This is a genomic window from Pseudomonas sp. UTLPPB19802, assembly GCF_059730225.1.
Genome location: NZ_AP048545.1, coordinates 2183436 through 2209308 on the forward strand (window position 1 = coordinate 2183436; position 25873 = coordinate 2209308).

Sequence of the window (25873 nt, forward strand, 5' to 3'; positions counted from 1 at the left end):
GCTGCGCATCAGGTACAATTCTCGGCTATTTTTCGGCGGGCAGTCTGCCTGCAACCTTTTTGAGTGTTGACCCGTGAGTGATTTGAGTCATATCCGCAATTTCTCCATCATCGCCCACATTGACCATGGCAAGTCGACTCTGGCCGATCGCTTCATCCAGATCTGCGGCGGCCTGGCCGAACGTGAGATGGAAGCGCAGGTGCTGGATTCCATGGACCTCGAGCGCGAGCGCGGGATCACCATCAAGGCCCACAGCGTCACCTTGTACTACAAGGCCAAAGACGGCATCACCTACCAGTTGAACTTCATCGACACCCCCGGCCACGTCGACTTCACCTATGAAGTCAGCCGTTCCCTGGCGGCCTGCGAGGGTGCCTTGCTGGTGGTCGACGCCGGCCAGGGCGTCGAAGCCCAGTCCGTGGCCAACTGCTACACGGCGATCGAGCAGGGCCTGGAGGTCATGCCGGTCCTGAACAAGATCGACCTGCCGCAGGCCGAGCCGGAGCGTGTGAAGGAAGAGATCGAGAAGATCATCGGTATCGACGCCACCGACGCCGTCACCTGCAGTGCCAAGACCGGTCTGGGTGTCGACGAGGTGCTCGAGCGCCTGGTGACCACCATCCCGGCGCCAACCGGCAATATCGAGGATCCGCTGCAGGCGCTGATCATCGACTCCTGGTTCGACAACTACCTGGGCGTCGTGTCCCTGGTGCGTGTGCGCCACGGCCGTGTGAAGAAGGGCGACAAGATCCTGGTCAAGTCCACCGGCAAGATCCACCTGGTAGACAGCGTCGGTGTCTTCAACCCGAAACACACCGCTACCGCCGACCTGAAGGCCGGTGAAGTAGGCTTCATCATCGCCGGCATCAAGGACATTCACGGTGCGCCGGTCGGTGACACCCTGACCTTGAGCTCGACGCCCGATGTCGACGTGCTGCCGGGCTTCAAGCGTATCCAGCCACAGGTTTATGCCGGCCTGTTCCCGGTCAGCTCCGACGATTTCGAGGACTTCCGCGAAGCCCTGCAGAAGCTGACGCTCAACGACTCCTCGCTGCAGTACACCCCGGAAAGCTCGGATGCACTGGGCTTCGGTTTCCGTTGCGGCTTCCTCGGCATGCTGCACATGGAGATCATCCAGGAGCGCCTGGAGCGCGAATACGACCTGGACCTGATCACCACTGCGCCGACCGTAATCTTCGAGCTCAAGCTCAAGAACGGTGAAACCATTTACGTCGACAACCCGTCCAAGTTGCCGGATCTGTCCGCCATCGAGGACATGCGCGAGCCGATCGTGCGGGCCAATATCCTTGTGCCGCAGGAGCACCTGGGTAACGTCATTACGCTGTGTATCGAGAAGCGCGGCGTTCAGCACGACATGTTGTTCCTCGGTTCGCAGGTGCAAGTGACCTACGACCTGCCGATGAACGAAGTGGTCCTGGACTTCTTCGACCGCCTCAAATCCACCAGTCGCGGCTATGCTTCGCTGGACTATCATTTTGATCGTTACCAGTCGGCCAACCTGGTCAAGCTGGACGTGATGATCAATGGCGAGAAGGTCGATGCCCTGGCGTTGATCGTGCATCGGGACAACGCGCACTACAAAGGTCGTGCGTTGACCGAGAAGATGAAAGAACTGATTCCTCGTCAGATGTTCGACGTTGCCATCCAGGCCGCTATCGGTGGCCAGATCGTGGCGCGGACAACCGTCAAGGCGCTCAGAAAGAACGTACTGGCCAAATGCTACGGTGGTGACGTGAGCCGTAAGCGCAAGCTGTTGGAAAAGCAGAAGGCCGGTAAGAAACGCATGAAGCAAGTAGGTAACGTGGAAGTTCCACAGGAAGCCTTCCTTGCGGTGCTCAGGTTGGATAGTTAGGTCCTATGTCACTAAATTTCCCGCTGTTGCTGGTCATTGCCGTCGCTGTCTGCGGTCTGTTGGCGCTGCTCGATGTGGTCTTCCTGGCGCCACGTCGGCGTTCGGCGATTGCTACCTACGAGGGCAGCGTCGCGCAGCCTGACGTGGTCGTACTCGAGAAGCTGAACAAGGAGCCTTTGCTGGTTGAATACGGCAAATCCTTCTTCCCGGTGCTGTTCATCGTTCTGGTGCTGCGTTCGTTCCTGGTGGAGCCGTTCCAGATTCCGTCCGGCTCGATGAAACCGACCCTGGATGTAGGCGACTTCATCCTGGTGAACAAGTTTTCCTACGGGATTCGCTTGCCGGTGATCGACAAGAAGGTGATCCCGGTGGGTGATCCGCAACGCGGCGATGTCATGGTGTTCCGCTACCCGAGCGACCCGAACGTCAACTACATCAAGCGTGTAGTGGGGTTGCCGGGCGACGTGGTGCGCTACACCAGCGACAAGAAGCTGTTCGTCAACGGTGAACCGGTGGCCGAGCAACTGGTGGGCAACGAGCCTGGCATGCTTGGCAGCGCCGAACTCTACAAAGAGAAGCTGGGCGCCGCCGAACACCTGATCCGCAAGGAGATGGGCCGTTATCGCGCGCCGCCAGATCATGAATGGACGGTGCCTGCCGGGCACTACTTCATGATGGGCGACAACCGTGACAATTCCAATGACAGCCGCTACTGGGACGATCCCAACATTCCCAAGGAACTGCTGGGCATGGTTCCTGACGAGAATATCGTCGGCAAGGCCTTCGCAGTCTGGATGAGCTGGCCCCGTCCCAAGTTCAGCCGCCTGCCGAACTTCTCGCGGGTCGGCCTGATCAAGTAACCCCAAACGGCGCTGTTGAATACAGCGCCGAATGCTTTTCAGGTACTTGAGCACGATGAGAACGACCATGCGGTCCGCCGCCTCACAGAAAGGCCTGTCGTTTGTCGGCTGGTTGTTGGCCCTGGCCCTGGTAGCCTTCGCCAGCAGCACGGCATTCAAGCTGGTCCCGATTTATCTCGACTACATGTCGATGAAGAAAATCATCATGTCGGTGGAAACCGACAAGACGGCGGAAGTAACCACCGTCAACGACTTTTACAGCCATGTTGCCCGCGGAATGCAGGTCAACAGTATTCAGGACGTGGATTTGAACAAAGCGTTAAGCGTAACGGTGGAGGGCAGCCGATTTCTTGCCCATCTGAAATACGAGCAGCGTGTCGCGCTGGTCCAGAATATCGATCTGGTGGTTAAGTTCGATCACGAATTCAGCGTGGGTAAACCGTGAGCCTGTCCTTGAGCCGTCTCGAGCGTAAGCTCGGCCATACCTTCAAGGACCAGGAGCTGATGCTCCTGGCCCTGACACACCGCAGCTTTGCCGGGCGCAACAACGAGCGCCTGGAGTTCCTTGGCGACGCGATTCTCAACTTCGTGGCCGGCGAGTCGTTGTTCGAGCGCTTTCCACAGGCTCGCGAAGGCCAGTTGTCGCGTTTGCGCGCACGCCTGGTAAAAGGTGAAACACTGGCAGTGCTGGCCCGTGGTTTCGAACTCGGCGATTACCTGCGCCTGGGCTCCGGTGAGTTGAAGAGTGGCGGTTTTCGCCGCGAGTCGATCCTCGCCGATGCCCTGGAGGCACTGATCGGTGCTATCTACCTGGACGCGGGTATCGACGTGGCGCGCGAGCGCGTGCTGGCCTGGCTGGCTTCGGAGTTCGACAGCCTGACGCTGGTCGACACCAACAAGGACCCCAAGACCCGGCTGCAGGAATTCCTGCAATCGCGGGCTTGCGAGCTGCCGCGTTACGAAGTGGTGGATATCCAGGGTGAGCCGCACTGCCGGACCTTCTTCGTCGAGTGCGAAGTCACCCTTTTGAACGAGAAAAGCCGAGGGCAGGGCGTGAGCCGCCGTATCGCCGAACAGGTGGCGGCCGCCGCAGCACTGATCGCCCTGGGCGTGGAGAATGGCAATGACTGATTCAACTGCAACACGCTGCGGCTATGTCGCCATCGTTGGCCGGCCGAACGTGGGCAAGTCCACGCTGCTGAACCACATCCTCGGCCAGAAGCTGGCGATCACCTCGCGCAAGCCGCAGACCACCCGTCACAATATGCTCGGTATCAAGACCGAGGGAGATATCCAGGCGATCTATGTCGATACTCCCGGCATGCACAAGAGCAACGACAAGGCGCTGAACCGCTACATGAACAAGACCGCCTCGGCGGCGTTGAAAGACGTCGACGTGGTGATTTTTGTAGTCGACCGCACCCGCTGGACCGATGAGGACCAGTTGGTCCTGGAACGTATCCAGTACGTTGAGGGGCCGGTGATCGTTGCCCTGAACAAGACCGACCGGATCGAGGACAAGGCCGAGCTGATGCCGCACCTGAGCTGGTTGCAGGAGCAGCTGCCGAAAGCGCAGATCGTGCCGATTTCCGCGCAGCAGGGGCACAACCTCGACACGCTTGAGGGGCTGATTGCCCAGCAACTGCCCGAGAACGAGCATTTCTTCCCGGAAGACCAGATCACCGACCGCAGCAGCCGTTTCCTCGCCGCCGAACTGGTGCGCGAGAAAATCATGCGCCAGCTGGGGGCGGAACTGCCCTACCAGATCACCGTGGAAATCGAGGAATTCAAGCAGCAGGGTGCTACCTTGCACATCCATGCGCTGATCCTCGTCGAACGTGACGGGCAGAAGAAGATCATCATCGGTGACAAGGGCGAGCGTATCAAGCGCATCGGCAGCGAGGCTCGCAAGGATATGGAGCTGCTGTTCGATTCGAAGGTCATGCTCAACTTGTGGGTCAAGGTGAAGGGCGGCTGGTCCGATGACGAGCGTGCCCTGCGTTCCCTGGGCTACGGCGACCTGTAAGGTCTGAAGGTGCTGTCTTGTGGGGTGCCCTGCACCCCAGCGCGGCGGTGCGGCGTCCCGACAAGCCCGCTCGCCACAAGGTTCATTGCCATCCTATCTTCAGAAATGTTCACAGGCCAATGTCCAGCAATCCTCCTCCCGGCCAACCGGCCTACGTCCTGCACTCCCGTGCCTATCGCGAAAACAGCGCCCTGGTGGATTTCATCACGCCCCAGGGCCGGCTGCGGGCGGTGCTGCGCAATGCGCGAGGCAAGGCCGGGACCCTGGCGAGGCCGTTCGTGCCACTGGAAGTCGAATTCCGCGGTCGCAGCGAGCTGAAAAATGTCGGTCGCATGGAGAGTGCCGGGGTCGCCGTCTGGTTGAGTGGTGACGCGCTGTTCAGCGGCCTCTATCTCAACGAGTTGCTGATCCGCCTGCTCCCCGCCGAAGACCCGCACCCGGTGTTGTTCGAACATTACGCCCTGACCCTGCTGGCCCTGGCCGAAGGCCGCCCGCTGGAGCCACTGCTGCGCTCGTTCGAATGGCGACTGCTGGATGATCTCGGCTATGGCTTTGCCTTGAATGTGGATATTCATGGCGACGCGTTGGCGGCAGACGGCATGTACCGGCTGCAGGTCGATGCCGGTCTGGAGCGGGTCTACCTGCTGCAGCCTGGCCTGTTCCAGGGGAGCGAGCTGTTGGCCATGGCCGAGGCCGACTGGAGTGCGGTCGGGGCCCTTTCCGCCGCCAAGCGCCTGATGCGCCAGGCGCTTGCAGTGCATCTGGGTGGCAAGCCGCTGGTCAGTCGCGAGTTGTTCCGCAAGCCTTGAGCGAGCAGGGTGGTTGCATGAATTTGATCGATGCAACTGCGCGTGCATGGCCATGTCCCGTGTATGCTGTGGACCGATTCCTCAACTCTCCAGGAGCCTTTCCGTGAGTACCAGCACCCGCATTCTTCTCGGCGTGAACATCGACCACGTTGCCACCCTGCGTCAGGCCCGGGGCACTCGCTACCCCGATCCGGTCAAGGCCGCGCTGGACGCCGAGGAGGCTGGAGCCGATGGCATCACCGTGCACCTGCGTGAAGATCGCCGGCATATCCAGGAGCGTGATGTGTTGCTGCTCAAGGACGTGCTGCAAACCCGCATGAATTTTGAAATGGGCGTGACCGAAGAAATGATGGCGTTTGCCGAGCGCATTCGCCCGGCGCACATTTGCCTGGTGCCGGAAACCCGCCAGGAATTGACTACCGAAGGCGGGCTGGACGTGGCCGGTCAGATCGAGCGAATCCAGGCGGCGGTCGAACGCCTGAGCCGGATTGGTAGCGAAGTATCGCTGTTCATCGATGCCGATGAGCGGCAGATTGCGGCGGCCAAGCAGGTCGGTGCGCCGGCGATCGAGTTGCACACCGGGCGTTATGCCGATGCCGAGACGCCAGCAGAGGTCGCTGAAGAGCTCAAGCGCATCGCCGATGGCGTGGCGTTCGGCGTTTCCCAGGGGCTGATCGTCAATGCCGGGCACGGCCTGCACTACCATAACGTCGAGGCGGTGGCGGCAATTGCCGGGATCAATGAGCTGAACATCGGCCATGCGCTGGTGGCCCATGCGTTGTTTGTCGGCTTCAAGGGGGCTGTGGCGGAAATGAAGGCGCTGATCCTGGCGGCGGCTGCCAAGGCCTGAATCCTCGTAAACCTTGATGCGGGAGCCGGCTGGCGGCTCCCGCAATCAGAGCTGTGACGGCTGCTCGGTCGGCTTGGTCTTGTCCACGCCCGGGATGTGCAATGCGCCTTCGGCGACCTGGCTGCCTTCGAGCTGCGGCTGGGTTACCCAGGTCAGGATGTCGTAGTAGCGGCGGATGTTGGCGACGAAGTGCACGGGCTCGCCACCACGGGCGTAGCCGTAGCGAGTCTTGCGATACCACTGTTTCTGCGACAGGCGCGGCAGCATCTTTTTCACATCCAGCCACTTGTTCGGGTTCAGGCCCTCGTTTTCGGCGAGCTTGCGCGCGTCGTCGAGGTGGCCGCTGCCGACGTTGTAGGCCGCCAGGGCAAACCAGGTCCGATCCGGCTCCTCTATCTTGTCGTCGAGCTGGTCCTTCATGTAGGCCAGGTACTTGGCGCCGCCAATGATGCTCTGCTTGGCATCCAGGCGATTGGACACGCCCATTGCCTGGGCGGTGTTCTGGGTCAGCATCATCAGGCCGCGTACCCCGGTCTTGGACGTGACGTCCGGCTGCCACAGCGATTCCTGGTAACCAATGGCGGCCAGCAGGCGCCAGTCGATTTTTTCCTGCTTGGCTGCGGCCTGGAAGTGTTTCTCGTACTTGGGCAGGCGCTGCTGCAGGTGTTGGGCGAAGGTATAGGCGCCGACGTAGCCGAGAACGTCGACGTGCCCGTAATACCGGTCTTTCAGACGTTGCAGGGTGCCGTTTTTCTGCACCTTGTCGAGGTAGGCATTGACCTCGTTGAGCAGGCTGTTGTCTTCCCCCGGGGCCACGGCCCAGCGCTGGTTGCGGGCGTCGCCAAGGTCGAAGGCAACCCGCACGTTGGGGAAATAGACCTGGTTCATCGCCACTTCGTTGGAGTCCACCAGGGTCAGGTCAATCTGCCCCTCATCGACCATGCGCAGTAGGTCGACGACTTCGACAGCGTCGGACTCTTCGTATTCTATTGCCGGATTCTGCTTTTTCAGTTCGGCCAACTGGTCGGCGTGGGTGCTGCCCTTCAGAACCGTAATGCGTTTGCCCGCCAGGTCCGCGGGTGTGGTGGGGCGCGGCTGGCCGTTACGGTAGATGACCTGCGGGGTGACTTCCAGGTACGGGTGGGAGAAGCGCGCCTGCTGCTTGCGCTCGTCGCTGCCGACCAGCCCCGCAGCTGCCAGGACCGGGCCGTTGGGTTTGCCCAACTGGCTGAACAGGTCGTCGAGGTTGTCGGCGGTCTCGATCTCGAGCTTGACCCCTAGGTCATCGGCAAAACGCTTGACCAGCTCGTATTCGAAGCCGGTTTCGCCGTTGCGATCCTGGAAGTAGGTGGCCGGACTGTTGCGGGTGATCACGCGCAGTACGCCGTCCTCCTTTACGCGCTCGAGCGTGCTGGGTTTCTCAACACAGGCGCCGAGCATCAGGAAGAGTCCGGTTGCGATGAGCCACTTGGCACAGCGCGGGCGGAAAGCAGTTCGAGAAAACATTTGCGCAGTATACGCAAAGGACCCCGGCCGCCATATCTCGACAGATGGTTGCCGGTCTGCTAGTGAGTTGCCGGAAGGGCTGCAGGCCGCGGGAATAGGGCTTCGCCAGCAGGCAACAGAGCAAAAATAACCTTCCTGAATGCCTTTGATGCCTATTAATAATAAGCAGCCGGGTCCCGACCGATATCCGGGTAGGGTCGAGGATGCCGTTTCGGGTGCCGTCGCGGGCGGTTTAGGCTAGAATGCACGGCCTCAAAGCACACCCCCTTCCCGAGGCTGTCCCGAAGATGTTGATCCTGCGCGGTGCTCCTGCCCTTTCCGCCTTTCGCCACGGCAAACTTCTCGACCAACTGAGCCAGAAAGTCCCGGCTGTCAGTGGCCTGTATGCCGAGTTCGCCCACTTCGCCGAAGTGACCGGCGACCTGACCGGCGACGAACAGCAAGTGCTGGCCCGTCTTCTGAAATACGGCCCGAGCGTGCCGGTTCAGGAGCCTACCGGCCGTCTGTTCCTGGTGCTGCCGCGTTTCGGCACCATTTCGCCCTGGTCGAGCAAGGCCAGCGACATCGCACGCAATTGCGGCCTGGGGAAAATCCAGCGTCTGGAGCGCGGTATCGCATTCTATGTGACTGGCCAGTTCAGCGAGGCCGAAGCCGAGCTGGTCAGCGCCGTCCTGCATGACCGCATGACCCAGATTGTCCTGGGCAGCCTGGAGCAGGCCGCCGGCCTGTTCAGCCACGCCGAGCCGAAGCCGCTGACTGCGGTCGATATCCTCGGTGGTGGTCGCGCCGCCCTGGAAAAAGCCAACGTCGAGCTGGGCCTGGCCTTGGCCGAAGACGAAATCGATTACCTGGTGAGCGCCTTCACCGGTCTTGCACGCAACCCGCATGACATCGAACTGATGATGTTCGCCCAGGCCAACTCCGAGCACTGCCGTCACAAGATCTTCAACGCCAGTTGGGATATCGACGGCGAGAGCCAGGAAAAAAGCCTGTTCGGCATGATCAAGAACACCTACCAGATGCACAGCGAAGGCGTCCTGTCGGCCTACAAGGACAACGCCTCGGTGATCGTCGGCAACGTTGCCGGCCGTTTCTTCCCGGACCCTGAAACCCGCCAGTACGGTGCGGTGCAGGAGCCGGTGCACATCCTGATGAAGGTCGAGACCCACAACCACCCGACCGCGATCGCGCCGTTCCCTGGCGCCTCCACCGGTTCCGGTGGCGAGATCCGCGACGAGGGCGCAACCGGTCGTGGTGCCAAGCCCAAGGCCGGTCTCACCGGCTTCACCGTTTCCAACCTGCAGATCCCCGGTTTCGAGCAGCCTTGGGAAGTGCCATACGGCAAGCCCGAGCGCATCGTCAACGCCCTGGACATCATGATCGAAGGCCCGCTGGGTGGCGCCGCGTTCAACAACGAATTCGGTCGTCCGGCCCTGACCGGCTATTTCCGGACCTTTGAGCAGTCCATCAAGACTCCGCACGGCGAAGAAGTGCGCGGCTACCACAAGCCGATCATGCTCGCCGGCGGCATGGGTAACATCCGTGCCGAACACGTGCAGAAAGGCGAAATCACCGTAGGTTCCAAGCTGATCGTGCTTGGTGGCCCGGCGATGCTGATCGGCCTGGGTGGCGGTGCGGCCTCGTCGATGGCGACCGGCACCAGCTCGGCTGACCTGGACTTCGCTTCGGTACAGCGCGAAAACCCGGAGATGGAGCGTCGCTGCCAGGAAGTGATCGACCGCTGCTGGCAACTGGGTGACAAGAACCCGATCAGCTTCATCCACGACGTGGGTGCTGGCGGCCTGTCCAACGCCTTCCCGGAACTGGTCAACGACGGCGACCGCGGTGGCCGTTTCGAACTGCGCAACGTGCCCAACGACGAGCCGGGCATGGCCCCGCACGAAATCTGGAGCAACGAATCCCAGGAGCGCTACGTACTGGCGGTCGACGCGGCCGACTTCGAGCGTTTCAAGGCGATCTGCGAACGCGAGCGTTGCCCGTTCGCCGTGGTTGGCGAGGCCACTGCCGAGCCGCAACTGACCGTTACCGACAGTCATTTCGGCAACAGTCCGGTCGACATGCCCCTTGAAGTATTGCTGGGCAAGCCGCCGCGCATGCACCGTTCGGTCAAGCGTGAAGAGGAACTGGGCGACGATTTCGATCCAAGCAGCCTGGCACTCACCGACAGCATCGAGCGCGTCCTGCATCACCCGGCCGTTGCCAGCAAAAGCTTCCTGATCACCATCGGCGACCGTTCCATCACCGGCCTGGTCGCCCGCGACCAGATGGTCGGTCCATGGCAGGTTCCGGTAGCCGACGTGGCCGTTACCGCCACCAGCTTCGACGTCTACACCGGTGAAGCCATGGCCATGGGCGAGCGCACTCCGTTGGCCCTGCTCGATGCCCCGGCGTCCGGCCGCATGGCGATCGGCGAGACCCTGACCAACCTGGCCGCCTCGCGGATCGGCAAGATTTCCGACATCAAGCTGTCGGCCAACTGGATGTCCGCCGCCGGCCATCCGGGCGAAGACGCCCGCCTGTACGACACCGTGAAAGCGGTCGGCATGGAACTGTGCCCTGAGCTGGGTATCACCATTCCGGTGGGCAAGGACTCCATGTCCATGGCCACCCGCTGGAAGGATGAAGGTGTCGACAAGAGCGTGACCTCGCCGCTGTCGCTGATCGTGACCGGCTTCGCCCCCGTCACCGACATCCGCAAGACCCTGACCCCAGAGCTGCGCATGGACAAGGGCATCACCGACCTGATCCTGATCGATCTGGGCCGTGGCCAGAACCGCATGGGCGCCTCGATTCTTGCCCAGGTGCACGGCAAGCTCGGCAAGCAGGCACCGGACGTCGATGACGCCGAGGACCTGAAGGCCTTCTTCGCAGTGATCCAGGGCCTCAACGCCGACGGTCACCTGCTGGCCTACCACGACCGTTCCGATGGCGGTTTGCTGGTCAGCGCCGTGGAGATGGCCTTCGCCGGTCACTGTGGCCTGAACCTGAACCTCGATGGCGTGGCGGAAACTGCCGCGGACATCTCGGCCATCCTCTTCAACGAAGAGCTGGGTGCGGTGATCCAGGTTCGCCAGGACGCCACTGCCGAAGTACTGGCACAGTTCAGCGCCGCTGGCTTGGGCGAGTGTGTCTCGGTGATCGGCCAGCCGTTGAACAACGGCGAAATCAGCATCAGCTTCAACGGCGAAACCGTATTCACCGGCGAGCGTCGCCTGTTGCAGCGCCAGTGGGCTGAAACCAGCTACCGCATCCAGCGCCTGCGCGACAATGCCAACTGTGCCGACCAGGAATTCGATGTCCTGCTCGACGAAGGCAACCCGGGCCTGGGCTACAACACCAGCTTCGACGTCAACCAGGACGTGGCCGCGCCGTACATCAAGAAGGGCATTCGCCCACAGGTGGCGGTGCTGCGCGAGCAGGGTGTCAACGGCCAGGTGGAAATGGCGGCGGCGTTCGACCGCGCCGGCTTCAGTGCCATCGACGTGCACATGAGCGATATCCTCGCCGGTCGCGTTGACCTGAACGAGTTCAAGGGCCTGGTTGCCTGTGGCGGCTTCTCCTACGGTGACGTCCTGGGAGCCGGCGAAGGCTGGGCCAAGTCGGCCCTGTTCAACAGTCGTGCCCGCGATGCATTCCAAGGCTTCTTCGAGCGTAACGACAGCTTCGCCCTCGGTGTGTGCAACGGTTGCCAGATGATGTCCAACCTGCACGAGCTGATTCCGGGCAGCGAATCCTGGCCGCACTTCGTGCGCAACCGTTCCGAGCAGTTCGAGGCGCGGGTGGCAATGGTGCAGATCCAGGAGTCGAACTCGATCTTCCTGCAGGGCATGGCCGGTTCGCGGATGCCGATCGCGATCGCCCACGGCGAAGGTTATGCCGAGTTCGAAAGCGAGGAAGCGCTGCTGCAAGCCGACCTGTCGGGTTGCGTGGCCATGCGTTATGTCGACAACCACGGCAAGGTCACCGAGACCTATCCGGCCAACCCGAACGGTTCGCCACGCGGGATCACCGGCCTGACCAGCCGCGACGGGCGCGTCATGATCATGATGCCGCACCCGGAGCGGGTATTCCGTGCCGTGCAGAACTCCTGGCGCTCGGACGACTGGAGCGAAGATGCACCGTGGATGCGCATGTTCCGCAACGCGCGCGTCTGGGTGAACTAAGCCGGCGATGTACAAGCTCGCCTTCTTTGTTCCTCCCAGCCATGTGGAGCAGGTCAAGAGTGCCGTATTCGCCGCCGGTGGCGGTCGGATCGGCAGCTATGACCACTGCGCATGGCAGGTGCTGGGCCATGGCCAGTTTCGCCCGTTGGACGGCAGTCAGCCGTTTCTCGGACAGACCGGCCTGGTCGAGCGGGTGGAGGAGTGGAAGGTCGAGCTGGTTGTCGACGATTCACTGATTTCGTCTGTAGTGCTGGCCCTCAAGCAGAGCCATCCCTACGAAACGCCGGCCTATGAGGTCTGGCGTCTGGCTGACTTTTGAGTATTGCCTGAAGCGCCTCGCCGATGCCCGCGGCGCGTGCTCCCACCAGCAGATGCCAGGCACCGCCTGTCAGTTGGCTGACCCCCTGGCAACCCAGGGTGTCCAACTGAGCTTCGGACAGCTTCTCTACATCCTCCAGCGTTACCCTCAACCGCGTCTGGGCTACACAGTCCAATGACAGCACATTGCTCCTGCCTCCCAGCGCTTCCAGCCATTGTTGCAATTGGCCGGGGTTTATTGCGCTCGTCTCGACGGCGGCATGTGGAATGGCTGTCGGGGTGGTCGCAAGGGTGTTCGGCAGCGCCAGGCGGATCTCGTCGGCAATAGCGTCGGCCAGCGGCCCGACGACCACCTGCAAGCTGCCACCCTGGCCAGGGCGGACCACGGCCATGGCGCCCAGCGCCTTCAGTTCGCTGTCCACCGCCTTGTTCCGTTCCCGCAGTTCCAGCCGTAGTCGGGTGGTGCAGGCTCCGACTGACAGTAGATTGTCGGCGCCGCCCAGGGCGTGAATATAGGCCGTCGCTCGTTGATGGTTGTCCAGTACCTGGACGGCCACCGGGCTGGCGATGGTTTCGCGTCCGGGTGTCTTGAGGTCGAAGCGGCGGATGCAGAGGTCGAAGACCATGTAGTAGATCACCGCATAGGCCAGCCCCATCGGCAGCACCAGCCAGCCATTGGTGGATTTGCCCCAGCCCAGGGCCATGTCGATGGCACCGCCGGAGAAGGTGAAACCGAGGTGGATGTTCAGCAGGTCGGTGACCGCCATCGACAGCCCGGTCAGCAGTGCATGGACCACGAAGAGCAGTGGCGCGAGGAACATGAAGGCGAACTCGATGGGTTCGGTCACGCCGGTCAGAAACGAGGTCAGCGCCATCGACAACAGGATCCCGCCCATCAGCTTGCGGCGTTCGGGCAGGGCATTGCGGTACATCGCCAGGCAGGCGGCGGGCAGGCCGAAGACCATCACCGGGAACATGCCGGTCATGAACTGGCCGGCCTTGGGATCGCCGGCGAAGTAGCGTGCCAGGTCGCCGGTGACCACCCGGCCGGTGTCCGGGTCGGTGAAGCTACCGAAGACGAACCACATCATGTTGTTGAGGATGTGATGCAGGCCGGTGACGATCAGCAGGCGGTTGAACACGCCGAAGATGAACGCGCCGATGCTGCCGCTTTCGACCAGCATCAGCCCGAGGTTGTTGATGCCGTGCTGGATCGGCGGCCAGACCAGGCCGAATACCAGTCCCAGGCCAACGGCGGAGAAACCGGTGATGATCGGCACGAACCGCCGGCCACCGAAGAAGGCCAGGTATTCGGGCAGCTTGATGTCCTTGAAACGGTTGTACAGGGCCCCGCCCAGCAGGCCGCTGATGATTCCCGCGAGCATGCCCATGTTGATGTCGGCGTCGATGACCTTGAGCGTCGCAATCAACACCAGGTAGCCGATCACCCCGGCCAGCCCGGCGGTGCCGTTGTTGTCGCGGGCGAAGCCGACCGCGATGCCGATGGCGAAGATCAGCGCCAGGTTGGCAAAGATGGCGTTGCCAGCATCGTGGATGATCGCGATATTCAGCAGATCGGCATCACCCAGGCGCAGCAGCAAGCCGGCGATTGGCAGGATGGCGATGGGCAGCATCAGTGCCCGGCCGAGGCGTTGCAGGCCTTCGATAAACAGCTGGTACATGGCAGGTCCCTCCTTATTGTTGTAGTCAGCCCAGCGGCCAGTGTCGGCGGCAGGCTTCGCGCACGCTCGCGGCGCTGCCGAGATGGAGCAGCGACTGGCTGATGCGTCGGCACTCGGCGGCATCGAGACTGCGCACCCGCTCCTTGATCTCGCCGATCTGCGGCAGGCTCACCGACAGTTCGGCGACGCCCAGGCCGACCAGCACCGGTGTGGCCAGCGGGTCCGAGGCGAGGGCGCCACAGACGCCGACCCAACGCTGGTGTCGTGCGGCCCCTTCGCAGGTGCTGGCGATCAGTTGCAGCACCGCCGGGTGCAGGGCGTCGACCCGCGCGGCCAGGCCGGCGTGGTCACGGTCCATGGCCAGGGTGTATTGCGACAGGTCGTTGGTGCCGATGGAGAGAAAGTCGGCATGCTCAGCCAACTGTTCGGCCAGCAGGGCGGCGGAAGGGACCTCGATCATGACGCCCAGTTGAGGGCGTTGGGGGAGTCCCAGTGCATCGGTCAGGCGCTCGAGGCAGCGGCGAATCTGCAGTAGTTCATCGACCTCGCTGACCATGGGCAGCAGAATCCGACAACGCTCCAGGGGCCGGACATGCAGTAGCGCCCGCAGTTGCTGCTCCAGCAGTTCCGGACGGGCCAGGGCCAGGCGGATGCCGCGCAGGCCAAGCACCGGATTGGCTTCGATGGGCAGCGGCAGGTAGTCGAGTTGCTTGTCGCCGCCGACATCGATGGTGCGGATGATCACCGGCTTGTCGCCCATGGCATCGACCACCGCCTGGTAGGCGCAGAGCTGTTCCGCTTCGTCGGGCGCGGTCTGGCGATCGACGAAGAGGAATTCGCTACGCAGCAGGCCGACGCTGTCGGCGCCGCCCAGATAGGCCAGTTGGGCTTCATCAGCCGATGCGACATTGGCGGCGACCTCGACGGACAGACCGTCGCGGGTGCGGGCCGGCGACTGGCAGCGTTCCTGCTCGCGCTGCCGGCGCAGTTGCTGCTGCCAACGGGCGATGGCGACGCCTTCAAGCCTGGCCTTGTCCGGTATCAGTTCGAGGCGCCCGTGGTCGGCATCGACCACCACTTGCTGGCCGGTGGTGATCTCCAGCAGTGGCGTGCCGAGGGCGACCAGGCAGGGCAGGCCCTTGGCACGGGCGAGGATGGCGACATGGGAAGTTGCCCCGCCTTCGGCCATGCACAATCCGGCGACGTTCTGCTGGCTGATCAGCAGCAGTTCGGAAGGGGTCAGTTCCTGGGCGCAAACGATCGCGCCTGCCGGCAGTTCGCAGTGCCAGGTGTCGCCGAGCAGGGCGCGCAGCACCCGTTGGCGCAGGTCTCGCAGGTCGTTGGTCCGCTCGGCCAGCAGTGGGTTGCCGAGGTTCAGCAACACCTGGCACTGGCTCTCGATGGCCTGGCTCCAGGCATGGGTGGCTGCGCTGCCGTCGGTGATCGCCTGCCGGGCGACATCGAGCAATGCCGGGTCTTCGAGCAGCGCCAGGTGGGCATTGAAGATCGCCTGTTCTTCAGGGGCGGCGTGCTTCAGGGTGTCGTGGATTTCGGCACGAACCTTTTCCAATGCCTGGTTCAGGGCTTGCCGTTGTTCCTCGGCAATGTGCTGGCGATTGTCGACAGGCAACTGGATGCCCTGCAGTTGCACCAGCGGACCGCTGGCCAGTCCGGGAGACGCGCATACGCCGTGCAACACTCCGGCCTCGACGGGGCGCCCGGCGATGGCCGGTGATGCTGGGGCAGCGTGATGCTGGTCTTCGGCCAGCGGCGTTTGCAGCACTCGTAGCAGGGCTTGCAAGGCCACCTCGCGATCCGCACCGCGACAGCTGATTTCCACCCGGGCCTGCTCGGCGACGTCCAGACCCATGATGGCGATCAGGCTATCGAGTGACGCGCTGCGTTCGCCTACGTGCAGTCGGGCGTTGCAGGCGAACCCCAGGACGGTCTGGCGCAACAGGGCGGCGGGGCGCGCGTGGAGGCCGCCACGATGGGCAACCTGGGCGGCGCCTCGCACTTCGGCAGTATCGTGTGCGGCGGTCGATGGTCCTGTTGGCCGGCGCGGGACGATCTGCAGCAGTGGATCGCCGATCTTCACCGAGGTGAGCGATCGGGCCCGGAGCTCATAATGCTCGCCATTGGTCAGTACCAGGGGGCTGACCAGGCTCTTGCTGTCGCGGGCGACCTGGTCCAGGTCGAATCGCAGCAGGGCCTGGCCCGCTTCGACCCGGGCACCTTCCTCGACCAGCAGGACAAAGCCCTTGCCTTGCAGCGAGACCGTATCCAGCCCCAGGTGCAGCAGCAGTTCGGCGCCGTTGTCGGCGCGCAGGGTCAGCGCATGCAGGGTGCGTGCGACGTGCACGATCACTCCGGCACAGGGTGCATGGAGGCTGTCGTTGAGAGGGTCGATGGCAATGCCTTCGCCCAAGGCACCGCTGGCGAACACGGCATCATCGATAGCGATGAGTGGCAGTACGGGACCGCTCAGCGGAGCGCCGAGGGTGAGCTCGTTATTGTTGTTATGCATGGCACGGTACTCGTCAGTGGGTACGGGTGACTTTGCTCAGGTAACGCGGTTGATCGGGGTTCATGCCGCGAGCCATGGCCAATTGCGCGGCCATCACGTAGAAACTCTGGATCGCCAGGATCGGGTCGAGGGCCGGGTGCCGGGCGCAGGTCAGGTCAAGGTCGCGCTCGGCCACATCGATGGGCGCGGCGAGCAGTACCCGGGCGCCACGCTGGCGCATCTCGGCAGCAAGCTTGAGCAGCCCGGCCTGTTCCGCGCCGCGCGGGGCGAAGACCAGCAGTGGATAGCCCGCGTCGATCAGGGCCATCGGACCATGGCGGACCTCCGCGCTGCTGAAGGCTTCCGCCTGGATCGCCGAGGTTTCCTTGAATTTCAGCGCTGCTTCCTGGGCAATGGCGAAACCGGCGCCGCGGCCGATCACCATCAGTCGTTCGCTGCCGCGCAATGCCTCCAGGGCCGGGCTCCAGTCCTGGGCGGCGGCCTGCTGCAGGCTGTCGGGCAAGCCCCGGCCGGCGTCGAGCAGCGCCGCGTCGTATTGCCAATGGGCCAGTAGCCGGGCGCTGGCGCTGAGGGTGGCGATGAAGCTCTTGGTCGCCGCGACACTCTGCTCGGGTCCGGCCAGCAGCGGCACGGTGTATTCGCAGGCGGCCTGCAGCGGCGAGTCGGGGGCGTTGACCATGGCCACGCTCAGGGCCCCGCGTTCGCGCAGCAGGTGCAGGCTGTCGACCAGGTCGGGGCTTTGCCCGGATTGGGAAAAGGCGAACACCGCCTGGTTGGCGACCTGCAGTGGCGAGTGCCGCAGCGTCACCACCGACATCGGCAGCGAGGCCACCGGCACGCCGGTCTGCTGCATGGTCAGGTAGGCGAAATAGCTCGCGGCATGGTCGGAACTGCCGCGGGCGACGGTCATTGCCACCTGCGGTGGCTGCTGGCGCAAGCGCGCACCGATCGCGATCAGGCGATCATCGAGCTCTTGTAACTGGCGGCTGACCGCCTCGTGGGAGGACAGCGCCTCTTCAAGCATCCTGCAAGTCAATGGCTTCTCCTTCGACCATTACCGAGGTCAGTGTCAGTGAGCGATCCAGGCGTACGCAGTCGGCCCAGCTTCCGGCCTGCAGGCGGCCGCGTTCGTCGAGGCCGAGGTAGTCGGCAGGGAACTGCGAGATCCGTTGCGAGGCTTCGGCCACGCTCAGGCCGATCTTCACCAGGTTGCGCAGGGCCTGGTCCATGGTCAGGGTGCTGCCGGCCAGGGTGCCGTCGGCCAATCTCACGCCGCCCAGGCACTTGGTCACGGTGTGGCTGCCGAGGCTGTACTCGCCATCGGGCATGCCGGCGGCGGCGGTCGAGTCGGTCACGCAATAGAGGCAGGGGATCGAGCGCAGGGCCACGCGCATTGCCCCCGGATGCACGTGCAGCAGATCGGGTATCAGTTCGGCATAGCGGGCGTGGGCCAGCGCGGCACCGACGATACCCGGTTCGCGGTGGTGCAGCGGGCTCATGGCGTTGTACAGGTGGGTGAAGCTGCTGGCGCCGGCGGCCAGAGCGGCGACACCTTCTTCGTAGCTGCCCAGAGTGTGGCCGATCTGCATACGGATGCCGCGGCGGCTGAGGTTGCTGATCAGTTGTGCGTGGCCGGCGATTTCCGGGGCGATGGTGATTACCCGAATAGGTGCGAGGCGCAGGTAATCATCGACTTGCGCGGCAATCGCCGTGTGCGCGAAATTCGGTTGGGCGCCCAGCTTGCCAGGGTTGATGAACGGGCCTTCGAGGTGCACGCCAAGGATGCGTGCCGTGCCAGGTTGGCGTTGCTCGCAGTAGGGGCCGAGCTGGGCGAGGATCGCACCGATTTCATCGGGTGGTGCCGTCATGGTCGTCGCCAGTAGCGCGGTCGTGCCAAAGCGCAGGTGAGTGCGGGCGATGGTGGTGAAGGCATCGCCGCCCTGCATGATGTCCTTGCCGCCGCCGCCGTGGACATGCAGGTCGATGAAACCCGGCAGCAGGTAGGGCAGGTCGTTGGTTGTCGGGTCGCAGCGTTCGCCTTCGATGCGCAGCACCCGGCCGTGCTGGTGTATCAGCTGGCCGCGAATCCAGCCTTGGGGCGTCAGGATATTGTCTTCGGGCATGGTGGCGTTCCTGGGCGGATCAGCGTCGCAACTCGGCGACGAAGTCGTAGTAGTCGTTGCGGCAATAGGTGTCGGTCAGCTCGATGGGGGTGTTGTCTTCGAGATAGCCGACGCGGGTCATCAGCAGCATCGCGGTGCCGGGCTCGATGCCGACCAGCGCGGCGAACTCCGCCGAGGCGTTGATCGCGCGGACATGTTGCAGTGCACGCACCACAGGGCGGCCGATACCGTCCAGGTATTCGTAGAGCGAGTCGCCGATCTTCTCCGGCTCGGGCAGCAGCAAGGCTGGCAAGGTACTCATCTCGATTGCCATCACCGTGTCGTCGGCCTTGCGCAGGCGCTTGAGGCGTGCGACTTCGGCGCTGGGGGACAGGGCCAGGCGGATCAGTTCCTCATGGCTGGGCAGGGTGATATGGCGCTCAAGCCAGTGGGAGGTGGGGACGAAACCCTTGGAACGAAGCATTTCACTGAAGCTGGAAAGGCGTGACAGCGGTTGTTCCAGGCGTGGTGTGATGAAGGTGCCGGAACCCTGGTTACGGCGGATCAGGCCCTGGTCGAGCAGGACTTCCAGGGCCTTGCGCGAAGTCACCCGGGAAATGCCCAGCAGCTCGCTGAGGTTGCGTTCCGAGGGCAGCGCCTGTTCGGCTTTCCACTGGCCGGCATGAATGGCGGCTTCGAGGTTGCGCGCCAGTTGCAGGTACAGCGGTGTCGCCTGGGATTCGTCGGGGCGTAGGGCGAGTATCTTGTCCATGCAGGTTTTCCGATGCGGTTATTGGAGTTCTGGCGCTCGGTAGTGGCATTAAGTTAATACCACTTGAATACCATGTCAATGCCAGTGGTCTGCTCGAATTTAACAAAAAAGCCCGGTATGCGTGGCATTCCGGGCTTTTCGGGATGTTGCTGGTATCAGGGTGGTTTCACCGCAGGGCTCAGGGGCGGATCTCTACCAGGGTGCCGTCCTTGACCAGGCTCCACACTTCACGCATGTCGACATTCCGCATGCCGATGCAGCCGTCAGTCCAGTCCAGGGTGTGCAGCCATTGTTCCGGGTAGTCTTCGGAGTCCGGAGTGCCGTGGATCATGATCATGCTGCCGGGGTTGACCCCTTCGCGGCGGGCGCGGGCGGCATCGCTGATATTCGGGTAGGAGATGTGCATCGACAGGTTGAATTTCTCGCTGGTCTTGCGCCAATCGATCCAGTAGAAACCTTCCGGCGTGCGCCGGTCGCCCTCGATCAGCTTGGGCCCCCTGGGATTGCGGCCCAGGGAAATCCGGTAGGTCTTCAACGGCTTGCCGTCGTTGATCAGTTGCAACTGGTGGAGCGACTTGAGAACCAGGACTTTTTCGATGACCCGGCCCTGCAGTGGGTCGGCGGCGGTGGCCTGGGACAGCGTGGCAAACGACAGGCAGAGGACGGCTAACAACCAACGCATTGAAACGGTATCCCTGGAAAGGTGGCGGAGCGGCTTATTGTGGGGCGGCCGTCTTCGGCATCATCGGCGGCACGGCTTCGCTGCGTACCGGGAATTCCTGGGTAGGGCGGTCGGCGAAGAAGCATTCTAAGGTACGCCCGACCGTCCTGAAAGCCAGCTCGGACCAAGGGATCTCATGCTCTTCGAATAGACGCACCTCCAGGCTCTCGGGGCCGGCAGCGAACTCCAGGTCGGCCAGATCAGCGCGATAGAATACATGCACCTGGTTGATGTGCGGCACATCGATCAGGGTGTAGATACTCAGGTTATCGACCCGTGCGCAGGCTTCCTCGAGGGTTTCCCGACGTGCGGCCTGCTCGACGGTTTCGCCGTTCTCCATGAAGCCTGCGGGCAGGGTCCAGTAGCCCAGTCGCGGCTCTATGGCGCGGCGGCACAGCAAGATCTGGCTGCCCCAGACCGGCAGGCAGCCGGCGACGATATTGGGGTTCTGGTAATGAATGGTCTGGCAGTGGTCACAGACAAAGCGTGGGCGCGTGTCGCCCTCGGGGATACGTTGACTGACCGGTTTACCGCACTGGCTGCAGAACTTCATGCTGTATTCTCTGGGTGGCCTCCTATCTTCGCGTGCCGGGTCGGCTGTCGGCAAGTTGTGTGTTCACGAGACCGCTGAGGGGTTGGGCGCTCCGACGGTTTGGTGCATGATGCAGGGTAAGTCAGACATCGAGATCAGCCATGCAGGATGAGCTACTTCGACGTGTAAGAGAGCATACCCCGCGCCCTTTGGAGACTGACCGACGTTTTCCGGAGGCGGCGGTATTGGTGCCGATCACGCGCCATGAGGAGCCGGAACTGGTGTTGACTTTGCGCGCCAGTGGCCTTTCGACGCATGGTGGCGAGGTGGCATTTCCTGGCGGGCGGCGTGATCCGGAAGACCCGGACCTGGCCTTCACCGCGCTGCGCGAAGCCGAGGAAGAAATCGGCCTGGCGCCCGGATTGGTGGAGATAATCGGTCCGCTCAGTCCGTTGATCTCCCTGCATGGCATCAAGGTGACGCCCTATGTCGGAGTGGTCCCGGATTTTGTCGACTACCGCGCCAACGACGCCGAAATCGCCGCGGTATTCAATGTCCCGCTGGAGTTCTTCCGCCAGGACCCGCGTGAGCACACGCACCGCATCGACTACCAGGGGCGCAGTTGGTACGTACCCAGCTACCGTTATGGCGAGTTCAAGATCTGGGGGCTGACGGCAATCATGATCGTCGAGTTGATCAATCTGTTGTACGACGCCAAGATCAGCCTGCACAAACCGCCGGAGCGGTTCATCAATATCTGAAGCCAAGCCATCGTCAGTATGGCGCTGCATACTGAGCCGTGAGGATTACCGCATGAAATACCGCCTGGGCGACTTTCGCGTCGAAACCCACCCGCAGAGCTGGGTGGCCCCCAACGCCGTACTGGTTGGCAAGGTCAAGCTGGAGGAGGGCGCCAACGTCTGGTTCAACGCCGTGCTGCGCGGTGACAACGAGCTGATCCTGATCGGCCGCAACAGCAACGTGCAGGACGGTACGGTGATGCACACCGACATAGGGTACCCGCTGACCATCGGCACCGGCGTGACCATCGGTCATAACGCCATGCTGCACGGCTGCACCGTCGGCGACTACAGCCTGATCGGTATCAACGCGGTGATTCTCAATGGCGCGAAGATCGGCAAGAACTGCATCATCGGCGCCAATTCGCTGATCGGCGAAAACAAGGAAATTCCCGACGGCTCGCTGGTGATGGGTTCGCCAGGCAAGGTGGTGCGTGAACTGACCGAGCAGCAGAAAAAGATGCTCGAAGCCAGCGCGGCGCATTATGTGCACAACGCGCAACGGTACGCCCGCGACCTGCAGGAAGACGAGGCATGAGCACTGCGGAACGCCCGGTGGCCTCGCCCTGCGTGAGCATTTGCGCGCTGGACGAGCAGGACATCTGCACCGGCTGCCAGCGCACGGCGGGGGAAATCACCCGCTGGGGGCGGATGGACAACGCCGAGCGGCGCGAAGTGCTCGTGCGCTGCCACGAGCGGGCCCAGGCGGCTGGGCTGGTGTGGACGTTGGCCAGCCCGGCGGTGTCCTGACGGGCCCCTTCGCGGGCAAGCCCGCTCCTACAGAATCGGTGGCCCGATTTCGCCCTCTACAGTAATCTGTGCGGCTATATCGACAGGTAGCTCCACCGCCCATGCTCTTTCTCATCGCCTACATCGCCAGCGTCGTGCTGATCAACTTCGCGTTTTCCAGCGCGCCGCACCTGGACATCATCTGGTCGGCCTGGGGTGGCTTGGTGTTCGTGCTGCGGGACATGGTGCAAACCCGTTTCGGCCATGGCGCCATCGTTGCCATGCTGGCCGCGCTGCTGCTGTCCTACGTCACTTCCGATCCGGCCATCGCCCTGGCCAGCGCCACGGCCTTTGCCGTGTCCGAATGCATCGACTGGCTGGTGTTCACCGTCACCCGGCGGCCGTTGCATGACCGCCTGTGGATCAGCTCGGCCCTGAGTATCCCGCTGGACACTTTCATCTTCTTTGGCCTTATTGGCGCGCTGACCCCCGGTGTGATCCTGACGGCGCTGGGTTCCAAGTTCGCCGGGGTCACCGTGGTCTGGCTGGCCATGGCCTGGCGCCAGCGCAACGCCGTTCATCAGAACGGATAACCCCAGTGGGCGCAGGCCATACAGGCGAACCGCCGCAGTTCATGTAAAATGCCCGCCTTTCTTCCCAGCAGGTGCCCGGTGAGCGGGTGCCTTCGATGATCTGCTTCCTTGAGGACCTGAAATGACCCGTATCGGAACTCCACTGTCGCCAACCGCGACCCGAGTATTGCTCTGTGGCTGTGGTGAGCTGGGCAAGGAAGTGGTGATCGAGCTGCAACGCCTGGGCGCCGAAGTGATTGCCGTCGACCGCTACGAGAATGCGCCGGCGATGCAGGTCGCCCATCGCAGCCACGTGATCAACATGCTCGACGGTGCGGCGCTGCGCGCCGTGATCGAGGCGGAGAAGCCGCACTTCATCGTGCCGGAAATCGAAGCCATTGCCACCGCCACCCTGGTGGAGCTGGAAACTGAAGGTTTCACCGTGGTGCCGACCGCTCGTGCCGCGCAGTTGACCATGAACCGCGAAGGCATTCGTCGCCTGGCCGCCGAAGAGCTGAAGCTGCCGACCTCGCCGTACCACTTTGCCGACACCTTCGAAGACTACAGCAAGGCGGTGCAGGACCTCGGCTTCCCCTGTGTGGTCAAGCCGGTGATGAGTTCGTCGGGCAAGGGCCAGAGCCTGCTGCGCAGCGCTGATGACGTACAGAAGGCCTGGGACTACGCCCAGGAAGGCGGACGCGCCGGCAAGGGCCGGGTGATCGTCGAGGGCTTCATCGACTTCGACTACGAAATCACCCTGCTGACCGTGCGTCATGTCGGTGGCACCACGTTCTGCGCGCCGGTCGGTCACCGTCAGGAGAAGGGCGACTACCAGGAGTCCTGGCAGCCGCAGGCCATGAGCCCGCTGGCCCTGGCTGAATCGGAGCGGGTCGCCAAGGCGGTCACCGAAGCCCTGGGCGGGCGCGGCATGTTCGGCGTCGAGCTGTTCATCAAGGGCGACCAGGTCTGGTTCAGCGAGGTTTCGCCGCGTCCTCACGACACCGGCATGGTCACCATGATTTCCCAGGACCTGTCGCAGTTCGCCCTGCATGCGCGGGCGATTCTCGGCCTGCCGATCCCGCTGATCCGTCAGTTCGGTCCGTCGGCCTCGGCAGTAATCCTGGTGGAAGGGCAGTCGACCCAGACCGCTTTCGCCAATCTCGGTGCTGCCCTGAGCGAGCCGGATACCGCGCTGCGTCTGTTTGGCAAGCCGGAAGTCAACGGTCAGCGCCGCATGGGCGTGGCCCTGGCGCGTGACGAGTCGATCGAGGCGGCGCGGGCCAAGGCGACCCGTGCGGCCCAGGCGGTCGTCGTAGAGCTCTAAAACCGCGTCGCCTTATTCGCGGCGATGCGGCGCCCCGACAAGCCGGCTCCCACAAAAGTCCGAATACAATTCGGTCACTGTGGGAGCCGGCTTGCTGGCGAACCGCCAGAGGCGGCCCTCCCCACGGTTATCAACTGACCTTGTCCATATCGCTGTAGCGCGTCTCCTTCAGGCACAGTACGGCAATCAGGCTCAACACCGCTGCTGCCGACACATACCCGCCTACCCAGCTCAAACCACCCATCGTTACCAGTTTCTGGGCAAAGAACGGCGCCGCCGAGGCCCCGACGATGCCGCCCAGGTTATAGGCCGCCGAGGCGCCGGTATAACGCACATGGGTCGGAAACAGCTCTGGCAGCAACGCGCCCATTGGCGCGAACGTCACGCCCATCAGGAACAGCTCAAGGCTCAGGAACAGCGCCACGCCCCAGGTCGAGCCATGGCCCAGCAGCGGCTCCATGGTGAAGCCGGAAAGCAGCGCCAGCACTGCGCCAACGATCAGCACCGGCTTGCGCCCGAAACGGTCGCTGGCCCAGGCCGCCAATGGAGTGGCCGCAGCCATGAACAACACGGCGAAGCACAGCAGGCCGAGGAAGGTTTCGCGGCTGTAGCCCAGGTTGGCGACTCCATAGCTCAGGGAGAACACCGCGGAGATATAGAACAGCGCATAACACACCACCATCGCCACCGAGCCCAGCAGCACCGGCACCCAGTAACGGCTGAACAGCTCGATAAGGGGCATTTTCACCCGCTCGTGACGGGCCACGGCGTTGGTGAAGATTGGCGTTTCCTCGAGCTTGAGGCGCACGTAGAGGCCGACGATCACCAGCACGGCGCTGAGCAGGAACGGAATCCGCCAGCCCCACGAGCGGAACTGCTCGTCGCTGAGGCTCATGGCGAGGATCAGGAACAGGCCATTGGCGGCCAGGAAACCGATCGAAGGCCCCAACTGCGGAAACATGCCGAACCAGGCACGCTTGCCTTCGGGGGCATTCTCGGTCGCCAGCAGCGCGGCACCACCCCATTCGCCGCCGAGCCCGAGACCCTGGCCGAAGCGCAGCACGCACAGCAACAGCGGTGCCCAGGCACCAATGCTGGAATAACCGGGCAGGACGCCGATCAGCGTAGTGCATACGCCCATCAGCAGCAGCGAGGCAACCAGGGTCGATTTTCGGCCGATCCGGTCACCGAAGTGGCCGAACAGGATCGAGCCCAGCGGGCGGGCGAGAAAGGCGATGCCGAAGGTCAGGAACGCCGACAGCATCTGGGCGGTGCCATCGGTCTGGGGGAAGAACACCGGGCCAATTACCAGCGCGGCGGCGGTGGCGTAGACGTAGAAGTCATAGAACTCGATGGCGGTACCTATGAAGCTGGCGGTCGCTACCCGGGCCGTGGAGTTCAGTGGTGTTGTCGATCCGGCGTCATCAAGGGTGGTGCTGGAGGTCATTGCGCGATTCCCTGAAAGTCTTGCTCGTACGAATTATTAGAAATGAACACCCAGGGATAAGGGTTTTTCCCGGGCCGGACGGGGGTTCTGTTCGGCGCGGGGGAGTTGCAACATATGCGGGGCCGGAGGGCGGGTTGCGGGTGGGCAGGCGATCCGGTGGGGCTGGGTAAGCCGGTTCGATTATAGGAAGCTGGCCATGAATCGAACAAGAGCGCCGATCATTGCCTTGTGCTGCCCTT

The 25873-nt window shown here is 63.1% G+C and carries 23 protein-coding genes; 14 read left to right on the top strand and 9 right to left on the bottom strand.

The features are described 5' to 3' along the window. The first annotated feature begins 73 nt into the window (after positions 1 to 73). The 7 genes from lepA to pdxJ all read left to right on the top strand — a co-directional run bounded on the left by lepA (position 74) and on the right by pdxJ (position 6418). Positions 74 to 1873, top strand: a complete 1800-nt coding sequence (gene lepA, locus AC6I6U_RS09920) for a translation elongation factor 4 (protein ID WP_497881770.1) — start codon at positions 74 to 76, stop codon at positions 1871 to 1873. 5 nt (positions 1874 to 1878) lie between these two features. Further along, a complete protein-coding gene (gene lepB / locus AC6I6U_RS09925; RefSeq protein WP_497881771.1) occupies positions 1879 to 2733 on the top strand; it encodes a signal peptidase I in 855 nt (284 codons plus the stop codon). Positions 2734 to 2800: 67 nt separating this feature from the next. After that, positions 2801 to 3178, top strand: coding sequence for a DUF4845 domain-containing protein (locus tag AC6I6U_RS09930; protein WP_497881772.1), 378 nt, complete (start codon positions 2801 to 2803; stop codon positions 3176 to 3178). Continuing rightward, positions 3175 to 3864 (top strand): ribonuclease III, encoded by a 690-nt coding sequence (gene rnc, locus AC6I6U_RS09935; protein ID WP_497881773.1) that lies wholly within the window; start codon positions 3175 to 3177, stop codon positions 3862 to 3864. Before AC6I6U_RS09930 ends, rnc begins: the two co-directional genes overlap by 4 nt. Then, positions 3857 to 4759 carry a GTPase Era gene (gene era / locus AC6I6U_RS09940; protein ID WP_497881774.1) on the top strand — a complete coding sequence of 301 codons (903 nt, stop codon included), beginning with the start codon at positions 3857 to 3859 and terminating at the stop codon, positions 4757 to 4759. The genes rnc and era overlap by 8 nt, the downstream gene beginning before the upstream one ends. Positions 4760 to 4878: 119 nt before the next feature. Then, positions 4879 to 5568 carry a DNA repair protein RecO gene (gene recO, locus AC6I6U_RS09945; RefSeq protein ID WP_497881775.1) on the top strand — a complete coding sequence of 230 codons (690 nt, stop codon included), beginning with the start codon at positions 4879 to 4881 and terminating at the stop codon, positions 5566 to 5568. A 103-nt stretch (positions 5569 to 5671) separates the two neighbouring features. Further along, entirely contained in the window at positions 5672 to 6418 is a 747-nt protein-coding gene (gene pdxJ, locus AC6I6U_RS09950; RefSeq protein WP_497881776.1) for a pyridoxine 5'-phosphate synthase, read from the top strand. 45 nt (positions 6419 to 6463) lie between these two features. Here pdxJ and mltF read toward each other — a convergent pair whose 3' ends face one another. After that, complete coding sequence (gene mltF, locus AC6I6U_RS09955; protein ID WP_497881777.1) at positions 6464 to 7924, bottom strand: membrane-bound lytic murein transglycosylase MltF; 1461 nt, start codon at positions 7922 to 7924, stop codon at positions 6464 to 6466. A 287-nt stretch (positions 7925 to 8211) separates the two neighbouring features. Between mltF and purL the strand changes: the two genes are divergently transcribed. Beyond that, positions 8212 to 12108, top strand: coding sequence for a phosphoribosylformylglycinamidine synthase (purL, locus tag AC6I6U_RS09960; RefSeq protein ID WP_497881778.1), 3897 nt, complete (start codon positions 8212 to 8214; stop codon positions 12106 to 12108). A gap of 7 nt (positions 12109 to 12115) precedes the next feature. Then, positions 12116 to 12427: an NGG1p interacting factor NIF3 gene (locus AC6I6U_RS09965; RefSeq protein ID WP_497881779.1), complete on the top strand. Its 312-nt coding sequence runs from the start codon at positions 12116 to 12118 to the stop codon at positions 12425 to 12427. On the opposite strand, the gene nagE is transcribed toward AC6I6U_RS09965, so the two are convergent. The 7 genes from nagE to AC6I6U_RS10000 all read right to left on the bottom strand — a co-directional run bounded on the left by nagE (position 12366) and on the right by AC6I6U_RS10000 (position 20783). Continuing rightward, entirely contained in the window at positions 12366 to 14108 is a 1743-nt protein-coding gene (gene nagE, locus AC6I6U_RS09970) for an N-acetylglucosamine-specific PTS transporter subunit IIBC (RefSeq protein WP_497881780.1), read from the bottom strand. The two genes, AC6I6U_RS09965 and nagE, sit on opposite strands and share 62 nt — an antisense overlap. Positions 14109 to 14133: 25 nt before the next feature. Next, the gene (gene ptsP, locus AC6I6U_RS09975; RefSeq protein ID WP_497881781.1) at positions 14134 to 16635 is read right to left on the bottom strand and encodes a phosphoenolpyruvate--protein phosphotransferase; all 2502 of its coding nucleotides are present in this window, start codon (positions 16633 to 16635) and stop codon (positions 14134 to 14136) included. A gap of 13 nt (positions 16636 to 16648) precedes the next feature. Next, the gene (locus tag AC6I6U_RS09980) at positions 16649 to 17671 is read right to left on the bottom strand and encodes an SIS domain-containing protein (RefSeq protein WP_497881782.1); all 1023 of its coding nucleotides are present in this window, start codon (positions 17669 to 17671) and stop codon (positions 16649 to 16651) included. After that, a complete protein-coding gene (gene nagA, locus AC6I6U_RS09985; protein ID WP_497881783.1) occupies positions 17652 to 18758 on the bottom strand; it encodes an N-acetylglucosamine-6-phosphate deacetylase in 1107 nt (368 codons plus the stop codon). The genes AC6I6U_RS09980 and nagA overlap by 20 nt, the downstream gene beginning before the upstream one ends. 19 nt (positions 18759 to 18777) lie before the next feature. Next, on the bottom strand, positions 18778 to 19509 hold the full coding sequence (locus tag AC6I6U_RS09990; protein ID WP_497881784.1) for a GntR family transcriptional regulator: 732 nt from the start codon (positions 19507 to 19509) through the stop codon (positions 18778 to 18780). Positions 19510 to 19687: 178 nt separating this feature from the next. Next, positions 19688 to 20191, bottom strand: coding sequence for a L,D-transpeptidase family protein (locus AC6I6U_RS09995; protein WP_497881785.1), 504 nt, complete (start codon positions 20189 to 20191; stop codon positions 19688 to 19690). Positions 20192 to 20225: 34 nt separating this feature from the next. Then, complete coding sequence (locus AC6I6U_RS10000; protein ID WP_497881786.1) at positions 20226 to 20783, bottom strand: NUDIX hydrolase; 558 nt, start codon at positions 20781 to 20783, stop codon at positions 20226 to 20228. A 140-nt stretch (positions 20784 to 20923) separates the two neighbouring features. Here AC6I6U_RS10000 and AC6I6U_RS10005 point away from each other — a divergent pair, with 140 nt between their 5' ends. The 5 genes from AC6I6U_RS10005 (at position 20924) to purT (ending at position 24187) form a co-directional block, all read left to right on the top strand. Beyond that, complete coding sequence (locus AC6I6U_RS10005) at positions 20924 to 21523, top strand: CoA pyrophosphatase (RefSeq protein ID WP_010444041.1); 600 nt, start codon at positions 20924 to 20926, stop codon at positions 21521 to 21523. Positions 21524 to 21575: 52 nt separating this feature from the next. Beyond that, positions 21576 to 22100 (top strand): gamma carbonic anhydrase family protein, encoded by a 525-nt coding sequence (locus AC6I6U_RS10010; protein WP_497881787.1) that lies wholly within the window; start codon positions 21576 to 21578, stop codon positions 22098 to 22100. Beyond that, a complete protein-coding gene (locus AC6I6U_RS10015) occupies positions 22097 to 22312 on the top strand; it encodes a DUF1289 domain-containing protein (RefSeq protein WP_497881788.1) in 216 nt (71 codons plus the stop codon). The genes AC6I6U_RS10010 and AC6I6U_RS10015 overlap by 4 nt, the downstream gene beginning before the upstream one ends. A 101-nt stretch (positions 22313 to 22413) precedes the next feature. Then, a complete protein-coding gene (locus AC6I6U_RS10020) occupies positions 22414 to 22884 on the top strand; it encodes a preQ0 transporter (protein ID WP_497881789.1) in 471 nt (156 codons plus the stop codon). Between the two features lie 121 nt (positions 22885 to 23005). Further along, complete coding sequence (gene purT, locus AC6I6U_RS10025; protein ID WP_497881790.1) at positions 23006 to 24187, top strand: formate-dependent phosphoribosylglycinamide formyltransferase; 1182 nt, start codon at positions 23006 to 23008, stop codon at positions 24185 to 24187. 130 nt (positions 24188 to 24317) lie between these two features. On the opposite strand, the gene AC6I6U_RS10030 is transcribed toward purT, so the two are convergent. Next, a complete protein-coding gene (locus AC6I6U_RS10030; RefSeq protein WP_497881791.1) occupies positions 24318 to 25634 on the bottom strand; it encodes an MFS transporter in 1317 nt (438 codons plus the stop codon). Positions 25635 to 25873: the final 239 nt, after the last annotated feature.